General features: G+C 63.7%; 8 protein-coding genes and 1 pseudogene. 4 read left to right on the forward strand and 5 right to left on the reverse strand.

Going from position 1 to position 14,712, the window contains the following annotated elements:
- The first annotated feature begins 81 nt into the window (after positions 1 to 81).
- Both AC27KI_RS01225 and AC27KI_RS01230 read left to right on the forward strand, forming a co-directional pair.
- Positions 82 to 1,638 (forward strand): amidase, encoded by a 1,557-nt coding sequence (locus tag AC27KI_RS01225; protein ID WP_487087632.1) that lies wholly within the window; start codon positions 82 to 84, stop codon positions 1,636 to 1,638.
- A gap of 17 nt (positions 1,639 to 1,655) precedes the next feature.
- Positions 1,656 to 2,831, forward strand: coding sequence for an NAD(P)/FAD-dependent oxidoreductase (locus AC27KI_RS01230; RefSeq protein ID WP_487087631.1), 1,176 nt, complete (start codon positions 1,656 to 1,658; stop codon positions 2,829 to 2,831).
- A 116-nt stretch (positions 2,832 to 2,947) separates the two neighbouring features.
- Here AC27KI_RS01230 and AC27KI_RS01235 read toward each other — a convergent pair whose 3' ends face one another.
- The 3 genes from AC27KI_RS01235 to AC27KI_RS01245 all read right to left on the reverse strand — a co-directional run bounded on the left by AC27KI_RS01235 (position 2,948) and on the right by AC27KI_RS01245 (position 9,480).
- Positions 2,948 to 3,559, reverse strand: coding sequence for a DMP19 family protein (locus AC27KI_RS01235; protein ID WP_487087630.1), 612 nt, complete (start codon positions 3,557 to 3,559; stop codon positions 2,948 to 2,950).
- A gap of 102 nt (positions 3,560 to 3,661) precedes the next feature.
- A complete protein-coding gene (locus tag AC27KI_RS01240; RefSeq protein WP_487112223.1) occupies positions 3,662 to 8,116 on the reverse strand; it encodes a LysM peptidoglycan-binding domain-containing protein in 4,455 nt (1,484 codons plus the stop codon).
- 173 nt (positions 8,117 to 8,289) lie between these two features.
- The gene (locus AC27KI_RS01245) at positions 8,290 to 9,480 is read right to left on the reverse strand and encodes a glycoside hydrolase 100 family protein (protein WP_284429815.1); all 1,191 of its coding nucleotides are present in this window, start codon (positions 9,478 to 9,480) and stop codon (positions 8,290 to 8,292) included.
- Between the two features lie 97 nt (positions 9,481 to 9,577).
- On the opposite strand from AC27KI_RS01245, the pseudogene AC27KI_RS01250 reads away from it, so the two are divergent.
- Positions 9,578 to 12,300: pseudogene (locus tag AC27KI_RS01250) on the forward strand (excinuclease ABC subunit UvrA).
- A 159-nt stretch (positions 12,301 to 12,459) separates the two neighbouring features.
- Here AC27KI_RS01250 and AC27KI_RS01255 read toward each other — a convergent pair.
- The gene (locus AC27KI_RS01255) at positions 12,460 to 12,633 is read right to left on the reverse strand and encodes a hypothetical protein (RefSeq protein WP_487112225.1); all 174 of its coding nucleotides are present in this window, start codon (positions 12,631 to 12,633) and stop codon (positions 12,460 to 12,462) included.
- Positions 12,633 to 13,520: a LysR substrate-binding domain-containing protein gene (locus AC27KI_RS01260; protein WP_487112227.1), complete on the reverse strand. Its 888-nt coding sequence runs from the start codon at positions 13,518 to 13,520 to the stop codon at positions 12,633 to 12,635. The genes AC27KI_RS01255 and AC27KI_RS01260 overlap by 1 nt, the downstream gene beginning before the upstream one ends.
- Before the next feature lie 179 nt (positions 13,521 to 13,699).
- Between AC27KI_RS01260 and AC27KI_RS01265 the strand changes: the two genes are divergently transcribed.
- Complete coding sequence (locus AC27KI_RS01265) at positions 13,700 to 14,704, forward strand: Bug family tripartite tricarboxylate transporter substrate binding protein (RefSeq protein WP_284402992.1); 1,005 nt, start codon at positions 13,700 to 13,702, stop codon at positions 14,702 to 14,704.
- Positions 14,705 to 14,712 lie beyond the last annotated feature (8 nt).

Genomic DNA, 14,712 nt, shown 5'->3' on the forward strand with positions numbered 1-14,712 from the left:
TGGTTCGCAGACATCATGGATAACGAATGGATACGCGCTGCCGGATGTGCACTGCCAAATCGACAAGGAGACGAATACCCCATGATCACCCCCAGCACGCTGGTCGAGTTGACCGCCAACGAACTGCGTCACCGCATCGGCACCCGAGAGGTATCACCTGTGGAACTGCTGGACGCCTGCATCGAACGCATCGAGGCCGTGAACCCGTCCGTTAACGCCATCACCGCCACCTGCTATGACCGCGCTCGCGTTGAGGCCAGGGTGGCTGAGGAGGCCGTGCTGCGCGGCGAGCCGTTAGGTCTGCTGCATGGCCTGCCGCTGGGCGTAAAGGATCTGGAAGCCACGGCTGGGCTACTGACCACCTATGGCTCGGAAATCTATCGCGACCACATCCCTGTGCAAGACAACGTGCTGGTGGCCCGCCTGCGAGCCGCTGGCGCCATCGTGGCGGGTAAAACCAACATTCCCGAAATGGGCGCCGGCGCCAACTCGCGCAACACCGTGTGGGGGGCTACGGGCAACCCGTTCAACCCTACGCTGAATGCCGGGGGCTCATCGGGCGGCTCGGCCGCGGCACTTGCCTGCGACATGCTGCCCGTGTGTACGGGCTCGGACACGGGCGGTTCACTGCGCATTCCCGCCTCCATCTGCGGCGTGGTGGGTTTTCGGCCGTCACCCGGCGTGGTGCCGAGCTCGCGCAAGCTGCTTGGCTGGACGCCCATCTCCGTCGTGGGCCCGATGGGCCGCACGGTGGAAGAAGCTTGCCTGCAACTGGCCGCGACGGCGGGCATGTCGGCCGGCGATCCGCTGAGCTACCCGCTGGACCCCACAAGCTTTCTATTACCCGAAACGGTGGACCTGGGCCGCCTGCGCGTGGCGATCACGGAGGACTTTGGTGCCTGCGCGGTGGACAACGGCATCCGCGCCGTGTTTCGCACCAAGGTGCAAGCCATGAAGCACCTGTTCGGCACTTGCGACACGATCGACATGGATCTGGGCGACGTGCACCGCTGCTTCGACGTACTGCGCGCCGAGGCCTTCGTGGCCGGCATGCGCGAAGCCTACCAGCGCGACCCAAATAGCCTGGGTCCCAATACCCGCGCCAACTACGAAATGGGTGCCGCTATGACGCTGCTGGACAGCGCCTGGGCACAGGCCGAGCAAACGCGCATTCTGGCGCGGTTTCAGGCGCTGTTCGAGCAGTACGACGTGATCCTGTCTCCTACCACGCCCGTGTCTCCCTTCGCATGGACGCAGCTGTTCGCCAGTCACATCAACGGCGAGCCGCAGGCCAATTACTACCGCTGGCTGGCACTGACCTATGTGACCACGCTCACCACACACCCCTCGCTGAGCCTGCCGTGCGGGCTGGACGACGCAGGCATGCCCTTTGGCCTGCAGATCGTGGGACGTTTCCGGGCAGACCGCTACACGCTGGGCGTGGGCCATGCGATGGAGCAGGCCTTCAAGGGCATCGCCGGGCTGGACCGCCCAAGGCCGGACCTGGCCAAGTTGGTGGCAACCCGCGTGGAGCCCGCACTGACCTCGATCGTGACCGGCGCACCTGATCCGCGCGATGTCCGCAGCCTGCCGCGCGATGACCGAGCGGCCTCGGCGGCGAAGGTGTCTGCGGTGTGATGGGGGAGCGTGAAACCATGCAATCAGTGGACTTCATCATCATCGGCGCAGGCATCGCAGGTGCCTCGCTGGCCTGGCAATTGGTCAATTCGGAGGGTGAGAGCGACCGCCCCGGCGTGCTGCTGCTGGAGCGTGAATCCCAGCCCGGTTATCACACCACAGGGCGTTCCGCGGCGCTCTATATGGCCACCTACGGCACCCCCAACATCCAGGCGTTGACCCGGGCAAGCCGCGCCTTCTATGACGCGCCGCCGCCCGAGTTCGGAGCGGACCCCATCCTCTCGCCCCGTGGCGTGGTCTATGTGGCGGGGCCTGACCAACTGGACCTGCTGCAGCAGGCTTATGACGAAGCCCGGGCCGCATCACCCAATGTGGAATGGGTGGAGAAGGCAGCACTGCTGGCCCAACTGCCATGCCTGAGGCCCGATGCCGTGGCTGCAGGCATGCGCGAGCCCGACGCTGCCGACATCGACGTGCATGCGCTTCACCAGGGCTATCTGCGTGGGCTGCGGCAGCGTGGTGGTCAGGTGCTGACCCATGCCGAGGTAACGGATCTGCAGCGCCAGGGCGGCGGTTGGCGGGTCACACTGGCAGATGGCCGGCAGCTGCAGGCCGGAACCATCGTCAACGCGGCGGGCGCCTGGGCCGATGTGGTGGCAGGCCTCGCCGGCGTGCCGCCCATCGGATTGGAGCCGCGCAGGCGCACCGCCTTCACCTTCGCCGTGCCCGAGGGCCTGGATGCCGCCCACTGGCCGGCCGTGGTAGGCATTGACGAAAGTTTTTACTTCAAGCCTGACGCAGGCCAGTTGCTGGGTTCACCTGCCAATGCCGACCCCACCCATCCGCACGACGTGGTGCCCGAAGAGCTGGATGTGGCCACCGGCATCTATCACATCGAGGAAATGACGACTTTCCAGATCCGCCGCCCATCCCATACCTGGGCGGGGCTGCGCTCATTTGTGCCGGATGGCGACATGGTCATCGGGTGGGACAACCATGTGCCGGGCTTTTTCTGGTTGGCAGGGCAGGGCGGGTATGGCATTCAGAGTGCTGCTGGCGCGTCGCTGCTTGCTCGGCAATTGCTGCGCGGCGAGCCACTGCCTGAGGAATTGGTGCGTGAGGGCTTGGTGGTGGAAGAGCTATCGCCGGCCCGGCTGTCCACACGGCAAAGCACTCCGGGCCAGGTGACATAGCCCTTTCCTGGCCGCGAAGTCAAAAACCATTCCCCGATCACCGATGGGTGTTGTCTGTATCGCGGTCATGGGACATCCATGGCGGCCACCACGATCACGACCTTGGGCCTGAGAGGTCAGGTCATTTTGTACAGCTGATGGGACGCGGCCAAATTCTCGAGCTGTGCACCGAACTGTTCCGCATGGCTCCAAAAGCGCCGGTCCAGGCCATCGAGCACCTGGTTCGCAATTTCATATTCAGGGTGGTCTTCCGATGCCGTGCGCATGAGGTCGAAGCGAGCCACGCGGTTGGCGGGTACTGGTGCGTCACCGAATACCGCAGCCTTTGCCTGCAATAGAAGGTCCAGGGCCAAGGTATCTCCGATCTCTTTGAGCGCATCGACGGTTTCGCGGTAGTGGTTACCGCTGGAGTTGGAGAAGAACTGATCGAAGCCTCCGTTGTGGACCTCGCCAGAAAGGACGCTGAGCAAGTAATAAAGCTGGTCGCCATGCGAGAGCGATTCAAAGCCCTCGCCCTTGTACACCCGGTCGACGAGGGCAATCCAATACAGGCGTTCCGGGGATTCTCGATCGGCACGCTCGGCCTCGCGGCGCTGCCGATGTTCCTCGCGACGCTCTTCAATGGAGCGGGTATTGCCTCGCACACAAGGCATGCACAGGCCATCGTTGCTTGCTGCCGTATCGGGGTGAATGGAGTCGCCGCATCTGGTGCATGGAAGACGTTGCAAGGGTTGATTCCTGTCTGTGGCTCAAGTCGCCTGCGCCGTTCGTTGGGATCACGAACTGGCTTGTGCGTCTGAAGTGGATGACTTTGCCTCGCCGTCCGTCCTTCATGCAAGCGCTGAAACAATTTGCTGCAGTACCACCAAGGGCTGAGGGTGCGCCAGACCAGCATGGGCGTACAAGCTGATCTCGAAGGTCAGAAACCCCCCATAGGTTGGGCTGCCCGTATTGGTTCTCCAGGCTTCGAACGCGCCGATGATGCTCTGCACCGTGCTGGTCGCATTGAATTCAGAGAGTGGTAGGAACATCACCGGAGTCAGGGTTTCAATGGCCGGTGTGGAGCTTGCGACACGGTAGCCATAGGTGGTACGGACCAAGATCTCGCGACCCGTTTCATCGCTGTCGAACAACGCGTTGAACAGTGGCGTCAGTGGGTTGGTGGCCACGTCGTTGGTCCAGATGCCGATGGGCAGCGGGGTATCGATGCGGATGAGTGGGATCAGAGGTTCTGAAAACCCCCTCTGCGGGGTTCGGTAGACAAAGGCCGGGCAGGTCAGGGCGCCGTCGGTGCCCAGCAATTGCGCATTGCGTATGACGGCCACGGTCGCGTTGGCCCGTTGATAGCGAGCCACGTGCAGACCGGAAAGCGTCCATTGGCACGACACAGGGGTGAAAGCCGGCACATTGGGCACGCCTTCACCCGCAGGAAAGTTGTAGTCACGACTCTGGCCCACCGGCTCTACTCCGATCAGCAGGACGTTCACGCCGTCTGCACAGAGGATCGTGATCTCGGGCCATGCTGCGGGCCCATCGGCTTGCAGCCGCTGCAGCGTCAGTTTGCAGTAGGCCGGTGGATTGGTCCCCTCGCCAGCGGCTGTGGTGGTGTGCAGCGTTGCCAGGTATTGGTAGCACTCATGCGGCACACTCGCATCGGTCAAACTTGGCATGGTGGCGGAATGCGCGGCACTTTCAGAGCTGCTGGAAAGGTGTGGCGCCCGATGTCCGCCCATGCGGTGCGTGGCAGGGGGCGAGTACTGCGAATCATGGCTGGGCCACCAATCCGACCAGAGTGCACCCACACGTTCGGCCAGGTCGGCGAAGGTATGGAGTGCTGTCACGAGCACCGGGTCCTTCGGCGAAACACTGGGCGCTTGCAGTTGCTCAAGGATGGCCCAAAGGGGTTCCTGCACGGCCGTGTACTGCGCCAGGGCCTGGAACAGCGCGTTGTCACCCCGGTTCCCGAGGTCGGTGGCAACGGGCGGCTGACCGTTGAATTCAATCTCGATGAGGGCTTGGTCTTGTGCTGCATTGTCGTGGGCATGGGTGAACACATAAGACCAGTGCAGAGCCTCTGCCAGCGTGGCTGGGTCAACCGGCCCTTCGGCCTGATGCGAGACCACGATCGGAGGGTCGGGGCAGGCGCGCAGCGGTACCGGTACGACCGTCGTGCCCAGCGGCGCGCTGAAAGCCGCGGGTGGGAACCGTTCGAAGTCGCGCAAGAAGCTCAGTCGCTTTGGCGTGCCACTGTCGTTGTCCGAAAGCTGGCCGGCGACCTCCATGTCATGGACGGCATAGTCTGGTTGCAGTGCCACCGCTCGGTGGAGGGCGGGCTGGTCGACATCCAGCGGGAAGGAGACAGTGCCTTTGCGGGTGTTGGCCAGGGCGGTCGCGGCATTTCCCAACTGGCAGATTTTCCACGCGCCTGGATCGTCGGAGACGGAGTCGTGTGCGCCTGCAGCCTGTGGATTGCCCACGTGCCCAGTCCCCCAGAGCCGTGCCATGGACGCGGTGGCTGGGGATGTCACAGCGGCATTGAACTGCAGGATGGCAGCGGTGTCGTAGCCACTCAGCAACTGGTCCTGCAGGCGCTGTTGCAGTGCTTCGCGAGCCGCTTGCCATGCCTCCGAATCTAAGGCACCAAGGCTTGCCTCCTGGATCACCAGGACGGGGGAAAGCCCGTTTGCCACGGCGCGGGACAGAACCTTCTTGGCGGTCATCAGCCGAGCGAGCGCTTCGGGCGCCACTTGTGCAGCGGGCACGGCATAGCGGCCAGTGCAAAGCTGGTCCAATCCCGCCAACCAGATGCGCGCCCAGGCCTCCAGGTCGATGCCCTGGTAATCGTTGACAGTGGAGGCACCCCAGCCGCCGGTGGTCTCGTCAATGGATCGGATTTCGACGCCAGTCGCGTGCTCCAACGTGTTTGACAGAGGGCGCAGCGCGAAGCTCAGCGGCTGGAGCCCTTCAACCCCGGGCACGCTGGCCTGTGGCGACACCTTCACTTCGGCGATGCCGCCAGGGTCGACGAAAGAGATGCCCCATACATCGACGGGGGTAGTGCCATGCTCCGTGGCCAGTTTCAGGCCCATCACAGTGCTCTCGATGGCAACAGCCAACTGGCCCAGCGCGACAGCGTTGCTTTCTTGGCCATCGCCAATGCCGTTGCCCACCGCCACCACCACGCTGCTGTCCTGCACCGCCGCGCCGGGCGCTTCTGTGGTGCCGCGCAACGCCGGTGGTACTTGGTCAGCGTCGCGCTTCAGCGTAACCCAGGTACGCAAAGGAAAAATCGCTCCCGGCAGTTGCCAGCCGCCAGCGCCGAAGGCAGCGCGCAGTACCGTATCGACCGGCGGCAGAAGCAATTGCGCGCCGGCTGCCAGAAACGCGGTGCGCTGATTCGCGCGGACCAAGTCCTCGATGCTGACGTCATTCCCGGCCAACGCGAAGCGGCGGATGATGGCATGGATGCTGTCGCCTTGCGCGGTCTCAATGGTGGGTTCATCGGCGACTTGCGATGGCTTGAGCAAGACGCTTGGCACGATCAGCTTCGGCGTGGCCGCATTGGCGCGGAGCAGTGCTGTCGCACTCAGGCCATAAGCGATAGCCAGATCCTCTGGCGTGGTAGCGCTTGCCAAAACAGCGGGTGGACAAAGTAGCAGCGCGCCAGCGGCCAGTGCTTCGGGATCGGTGGCGATGGCCGTGGCAAATTCATCCAGAGTGACGGCTGGGTTGGATCGCGCGATCAGCGTGTCGAAGCTGTCGCCGGATTGGGTGGTCAGTGGCTGGCCTGCGACGATGATCACCTGGCCTGGCGCCAGCGTGGCGGGCATGGAGCGGTTGGTCTCGCACAATGCCTGTTCGTCTGTTTGCTCTGTGTCTGTCGCTGCGGCCGGGACGAACAGCCCAGCAATGGTGGACAGTGTTTGACCAGCGCGAACGCGGTAAGGAATGCGCAGCGAAAGGGATGTGCCAGGCCATGCCGCCAAGCCGGGCACGGGCAAATCGCGCACCGCCAGTCCCGCGTTGTGGCGCAGCAGATCGCCCGGTCCGATGGCATGGGCGTGGGCCAAGGCGCCGAGAGGCTCTGCATCCAGGCCTGTGGTCAGCGTGGTTTTGAGCAAAAGCGCCGAACCTGCAGGGAGCAGATCGACCGTACCGACATTGAGTCTGGCCAGCGGGCCCATGGCAATGCCGGTGGGGTTGTCCGCCAGCGTCCAGCCGGCTTCGATCAGCCTGCGGTCCACTGCCAGCGTGATACCAGGGCGGAACATGCCTGGCTTGTCTGCGTTGGCCAGGGCGACCATGGCCGCTTCAATCGATACACCTTTGTCTGAAAAGAGGTGCGCGATGTCGTTCAGGCAGGCATCGGCGCCTGGATCGCCTTCGGCCGGAACTTGCACGGCCACGCCTTCGGCTTCGAAGACAAAACCTGGCGCCAGCAGAGCGGGGCGGGTGCAGTTGGCCGCCACCAGACTGGCCGGAGTCAGGTGCAGCGTGGCGGCGACTGCCGACAGCGGCAGGCCGCCGGTGGGTTGTGTCTGGTCGGTGGTCGGAATCGCCAACTCGATGCCGGGGTTCAACGGCAGTGAGATGTTGTTCGGGTCGGTCAGCACGGCAGCAGGGTCCAGATCCTCGGCCACCAGCGCTGCCACGGTGCCACCGGCCACGAAAGCGGCATAGCTGGGCATCCACAGCCCCTCGGGTGGTAGGTGCACCAGGGTGCCAATCGTGCGGTCTCGAGCGGCCAAGCCCATCGCCTGCCAATCCACACCGTAATGCGAATAGACATCGGCCAGCGTGGCTGCTGCGACGGGGTCGGCCATGGCCACGCCCAGCGTTGCAGCCGCTTGGCTGAATGCGTGGCACGCTGCGGCATAGGCGCGCAGCGGCGGGATTTCCACCGGCATTTGGATCGGCGTGCCGCCAGCCGGCTGGTTCAGCGAGGTGGCGAGGGACAGTTGCATGTCCGGCTGTACCAACTGCCACATGATGGCTTCGAAGCGGGTTGCGACTTCGCTGGCCATGGCTGCCGCCGCATCGCCCGCCGCTGTGGGTGCGGGCAGCAGGCCTTCGGGACGCATGGCGATGTTCACCGCCAATGTGGCGCCCGTTGTCTCGGCACTGGCAGGCAAAAAACGCCATGCCATGGTGGTGCTTGGCCAGGATGCAATGCCCAGCACGGCATCGCTGTAGCCGACCGGCGTGCTGTCGGTGTCGGCCTTTGCATCGCTCGATGGGGCGGTGGCTTGGGAGGGAGAGGGCGGAGAGTTCACTGCGGCGCTCATGGTCGCGCGTCCCCTGGCGCTGTCAGGCTGGCCGAGACGGCCGATGCAACTGCCTTGGATGCAGTGCTGCTGCGCAATATATCTTGGAAGCTCTGCACCACCTTCGGGAAATGGGTGGCACGCTGAGAGCCGGCACCAAGATGCCTGCCCGGCCAAACTTCAGCAAGCCCCTTTCACCAAGCCGTCTCTTGACCCTGCAGCGCACGCCGGGCCATCAGGAAGGTGGCTGCATTCCAGCTTTGCCCGGCCATGCCGAGCGGCGCCAGCGTGCGGCCGTGGAACCACTCGGTGAAGCGCCAATTGTCGAGTTCGTTCGTGCGCGCCAGCTTGACCAGTTCGGCCCAGCCTTCTGCTTGCAGGCCCACCTTCGTCAGTGCCATGACCCAGAAAGCACCGACGAAGGGCCAGATACCTCCGTTGTGGTACTGGTGCGCAAGGTTCTGTCGATGCCGTCCCATGTAGGCTCGCCAGAGATCGTGCTGTTCCGACAGGGGATGCAGCACCACCCGCACCGGATAAGGATCGCTGGCCCGCGCGGCCCCGATCGCGTTCGTGATGCTGTGCGACATGGCCTCGTCGGCCAGGCCGCATTGGATGGCCAGCAAATTGCCGAACACATCGCCTTCGTCCCCCACGACCGCCAGATTCACGAAGCTCAGGTAGAGCCCACGATCCCGGCGGCCACGGCGCGCATAGTGCTGCAGCAGGCGCGCACGGTGGTACTGGTGCAGATCGCGCTGGAACGGATTGAAGAGATGGTTGAAGTGGTGCTGCGTCTCGTCCGCATGGCACAGCGCGAAGCGGCGCTTGACGTCGAACCACAGCGCGTTGGTGTAGAGCACGTACCCCGAGCGCGGCATGATGTCCGCCCAGTCGCTTGCCTCGTTCTGCTGCAAGAGGCGAAAGTGCTGATGCTCTTGTGCCAGCAGCCATCCAATCGCTCGGTCGACTTCGCTGGCCCAGTGGTCCGCCCCCACCTCACCATGGCGCCGCACGTGGTCCACCGCGATCAGCCACCACAGCGTGGCGTCAATGCAACCCAGGTACCAGAAGTCCGCATCATGGCCTTCCGGATCTACGTACTTGGGAATCTGCCCGTTAGGCGCCTGCTTCACTGCCAGCGCATCCAGGCTGGCCACAGCGCCCTGTTCGAGCGCCTGAACACCGCTGCCGCACATGGCCATCACGCAGATCGCCGCGTCCCGCCCGAAGATGCGCGTGTAGCGTCGCGCCTCTGCGGCCGCGGTGCGGCTTGCCGCCAAAATGCCGTGCTGGGTGAGGTTGCTCTCCAGCAGCGTCAGCGCAGCTTCCGAGCAGGTTTCAATCAAGGCGAGCGAGGACGGATCAAGGGTATGGTCGGACATGGGCAGTTCAGATGCCAAAGTGAACGATGCGTGGATTTTGCCGATCGTGGCGAGCGCTGACCCTTTCTCCTTTTGCGCGGCACATCGCTGCAAATCAATGGAAACGACAATCCATCCTATGCCAAACCAATCGAAGCGGGCGAATAACCACGATGGATTCGTTCTTGTGCGGGGCGCACGGGAACACAACCTGAAAAATGTGGATGTCGAGATTCCCCGCAATGCCATCGTGGTGTTCACCGGCGTCTCGGGCTCCGGTAAATCTTCGCTGGCGTTCGGCACCATCTATGCGGAAGCGCAGCGCCGGTATTTTGAGTCGGTGGCGCCCTATGCGCGTCGTTTGATCGACCAGGTGGGCGTGCCTCAGGTCGATGCCATCGAGGGTTTGCCGCCCGCTGTGGCCCTCCAGCAGCAAAGGGGCACGCCCACCGCACGATCCTCCGTGGGCAGCGTGACCACTATTTCCAGCCTGGTACGCATGCTGTACTCCCGCGCTGGAACCTACCCAGCCAGACAGCCTATGCTGTATGCGGAAGACTTTTCGCCCAACACCCCACAGGGCGCTTGTCCGCACTGCCACGGCTTGGGCCGCATCTACGAGGTGACCGAGGCTTCGATGGTGCCCGACGATTCACTCACCCTGCGCGAGCGGGCTGTGGCGGCTTGGCCCAGCGCCTGGCAAGGGCAGAACCTGCGCGATATCCTGACCACGCTGGGGCATGACGTCGATGTGCCTTGGCGAGATCTGCCGCGCAAGACGCGGAACTGGATTCTCTTCACCGACGAGCAGCCGACAGTCCCTGTGTACGCAGGCTTCACGATGGAGGAGGTACGCCGGGCAGACGTGCCAAGCAGCAGCCCAGCTACATGGGCACCTTCACCGGCGCTCGCCGCTACGTGATGCAGACTTTCGCCACCAGCCAGAGCGCCATGATGAAGCGCAAGGTGGCCCAGTTCATGGTGGGGACGCCCTGTCCCGTGTGCCATGGAAAACGGCTCAAGCCGGAGGCCTTGTCCGTCACTTTTTGCGGACTGGACATCGGCGACCTCACGCACCTGTCCCTGTCCGCATTGGCCGATGTACTCGGCCCGGTGGCAGAGGGTTCGCCATCCGGTGGGCCCTCGGAAAATGCAGGCGCCAGCTTGTCGAAAGCGGCTCGCATGCGTGCGGCCGCAAAGCGCGAAGCGACAGGAGCTTCGGGCCACGCGGGCGCGTCCGACATCCGCCGTACGCCCAACCTGTCGGCGGAGAAGCAATTGGCCGCTCAGCGCATTTCGCAAGAGCTACTTTCCCGTGTTCGCGCATTGACGGACCTCGGACTGGGCTATCTGTCGCTCGATCGCGCCACACCTACCCTGTCGCCCGGCGAGTTGCAGCGGTTGCGTCTGGCGACCCAGCTCGCATCGCAACTCTTCGGCGTCGTGTACGTGCTCGACGAGCCTTCTGCAGGCCTGCATCCCGCTGACAGCGCATCGTTGCTCACGGCGCTGGAGCGTCTGAAAGCCGCCGGCAACTCCATCTTCGTGGTGGAGCACGACATCGCCACCATGCGCCGTGCCGACTGGCTGGTGGATGTGGGACCGGACGCCGGAGAGCATGGTGGGCAGGTGCTCTACAGCGGCCCACCGCCAGGATTGGCCTGCGTGCCGCACTCCCATACGCGCCGGTATCTGTTCGACGACGTTGCACGTGATCGCCGCGTTCAGCGAACACCGCAAGCCTGGCTGACATTGGAGGATGTGCATCGGCACAATTTGCATGGTGTGGATGCAGCTTTCCCCATCGGCTGCCTGACCGCCGTAACCGGTGTTTCAGGGTCAGGCAAGTCGAGTCTGGTCAGCCAAGCGCTCCTGGAACTGGTCAGCGCCCATTTGGGGCAGCCCATGCCGACGCCCGAGGACGGTGGCATGCCGGAAGGACCGCCCGATGCGGCTGCTGGCGATGATGATCCGGGCGCTACTCTTGAGTTGGGTGGAGCCATTCTCACCGTGGGCCGACTGGGTGGCGCAACCGATCAGGTGCGCAGGCTGGTGCGGGTGGATCAGAAACCCATTGGACGCACGCCCCGCTCCAATTTGGCCACTTACACGGGCCTTTTCGATGCCGTGCGAAAGTTGTTTGCGGCCACACCTGCTGCACGAAAGAAGCAGTACGACGCAGGGCGGTTTTCGTTCAATGTCGCGAAAGGTCGGTGCCCCACCTGCGAGGGCGAAGGTTTCGTCAGCGTGGAGTTGCTCTTTCTGCCCAGTGTCTATGCGCCTTGCCCCACTTGTCACGGAGCACGCTATAACCCCCAGACATTGGCCATTACCTGGAACGGACTGTCGATTGCCGACGTGCTGGCACTTACCGTGGACGCAGCATGCGATACCTTCGTGGAAGAACCCACTGTTTTCCGGTCTTTGCAAGTCCTGCGCGACATCGGTCTCGGCTACCTGCGCCTTGGCCAGCCCGCCACGGAACTGTCGGGTGGCGAAGCACAACGCATCAAGCTCGCCACCGAATTACAGCGCACGCAACGCGGGCACACGCTGTATGTGCTGGACGAGCCGACCACCGGTTTGCATCCAGCCGATGTGGACCGCCTGCTGTCCCAGTTGGATGCTCTCGTGCAGGCAGGCAACACGGTGGTAGTGGTTGAGCACGACATGCATTTCGTCGCCTCTAGCGATTGGGTGATCGACATCGGTCCGGGGGCAGGCGCCCAGGGCGGTTGCATCGTGGTGAGCGGAACTCCGGCGGAGGTGGCACGCTGTGCAGAGTCTCGCACCGCCGCCTACCTGAAAGCGGTGTTGGGAGTGATCACAACTGAAGCCTAAGCCAGCAGGAACCCATGAGCAACGGCAGGATGCACCGCCCCGCTTAACCGCGTGATGGGGTGGTTGTGCTACCTGTCGTCTTGCGAGACTGGTATTTTTTCCAGAGATAGCCAGCGACAGCCATGAGAATCATTTTTCGCATCAGAAGACTCCGTTTGATCAAGCCCAGAGCTTCCATGCGTTGTCGGCCACGCCTTGTAGGAAGTCCGGGCGAGGCCATGTCGTCTTCTGCGGAATGCACTGATCCTTGTGGGAGGGGGTGAACGAGAGGTTGGGCTTGTCGAGCCCGTTCACGGCAGCAGAGTGAACGCACTGGCTTGGAGGGTCTCCCATCAATGCTGCTGCGCTGAATCCAGCAGCCAACTCCTAAAGGTCTGCAGGGTCGGTGATTGCACTGACTCTTCCGGATAAACGAGGTAGTAGCCCTTGGGGCTGCGCCATGTGCGCGAAGACAGGCGCACAAGCCGCGTGGCCTGCACCATGTCGTCGGCCATGTAGTCCGGCAGCAAGACCACGCCCAGGCCCGCCACAGCGGCATTCAGCGCCATGGACATGATCTCAAAGCGGGGGCCGGCGCGGCCGGGGTCAGCGTCGATTTGCTCTGCCAGAAACCACTGCTCCCAGGCATCCGGCAGTGTGTGGTGATGCAGCAGCCCCGAACCGGGCGTTGCTGCCCCGATCTGCGCGCCGTGGCGCGCCACCCAGGCGGGGGCGGCATAGGGTGTGAGGTCCAGTGCCGCCACGAAGTCGCAGCACAGGCCGGCGCGCTGGCCATCGCCGAATTCTAAGGAAGCATCAATGGTGCCAGTCTTGAAGTCGGCGGGGCCCACGCGTGTGCTCAAGCTCAGCGTAATTTCTCCATGCGCCCGGGTGAATGCAGGCAGACGGGGGATGAGCCAATACGCACCGATCGAAGCGCCCACCGACAAAGCCAACCCGCCGCCGCGCCCTTTGAACGCCATCACATTGACCGTGGCCCGCTCCAGGCGCTGAAGCAATGGCGCAATCTCCTCGAGGTAGTAGCGTCCGGCATCGGTGGTGATCAGCGATTCACGCCGCCTAACGAACAGACGCACGTTCAGCCGTGATTCCAAGGCCTGTATCTGCCGGCTCACCGCGCCCTGGGTGAGGTGCAATTCCTGGGCTGCGGCAGTGAACGAGCCGAGGCGCGCGCTGGCCTCCAGGCATAGCAGGGACATGGTGGATGGAGCACGGTACATGAAGGGAAACCATGAGCAATGCACATGCTGGCAGCAAGATGCACCGGGAAGGGGTCAAAGATCACCGCAATAGTGCATGAGAAAAAGACATGGTATCCCCAGCAAACATGGTTTGTGCCAAGCCAGATCGATTTCTAGCATTCATGCGGTTGAATCCAACGAACTGAAGGAATGCACCGATGAACGCTCCGCTCCGCCCCGCATCCCTGTCGCGCCGCCGCTGGCTGCAGACGGTCTCTCTCACCCCCTCCGTCGCACTGTTGCCGGATTCGACCCGGGCGGCGCCAGGGTATCCCGATCGTCCCATTCGCCTGGTCGTGCCATCGGCCGCAGGCGGTTCTCCGGATGCCGTCTGCCGCATCCTGACGAACGAGTTGCCCAAAGCACTGGGCCAGCCCTTCGTGGTGGACAACAAGCCCGGTGCCAGCGGCAATATCGGCATGGCCGACGTGTTTCGTGCCCCTGCAGACGGCTATACGCTGGGCTATGCCAACGTGGGCACCCTGGCCATCAACAAGGCCCTGTATTCCAAGCTTCCTTACGACCCTGACGCTCTGGTTTCCATCGGTTTGATCGGCTTCGTGCAGAACGCGCTGGTGGTGCGCAAAGACCTGCCCGTGCAGAGCGTGAAGGACCTCATCGCGCTTGCGCGCGCCAAGCCCGGGGAGTTGACGGTGGCTTCGGGCGGCAGCGGTACCACGGGGCACCTGAGCGGCGAGTTGTTCAAGGCATCGACCCAGGTGTCGATGACGCACATCCCCTACAAGGGCAGCCCGCAGGCCATCACTGACCTGATGGGCGGCGTGGTGGACCTGATGTTCGACAACCTCAGCTCCATTCTTCCGCACATCCAGTCGGGCCGGGTGCGCGTGCTGGCCGTGACAGGCGCCGCGCGCAGTCCGCAACTGCCGCAGGTGCCCACCGTGGCAGAGGCCGGCGTGCAGGGTTACGAGACCGTGGGCTGGGGTGGCATCGTCGCCCCGCCTGGCACGCCCAGCGCGATTGCCGCCCAGCTCAACAAGGCCCTCAATGACGCTCTTCGCCTGCCCCCCGTGCAAGAGAAATACGCAGCCCTCGGCTTCGAACTGACGCCTGGTCCTCCTGAGCGCCTGATCGAGCGGGCCCGAAAGGAATCACCAATGTGGGCAGACGTCGTCAAGCGCTCTGGTGCCCAGGTGGGGTGAGGCAGGCC

The sequence above is a fragment of the Acidovorax sp. KPB24-03 genome (genome assembly GCF_057546605.1).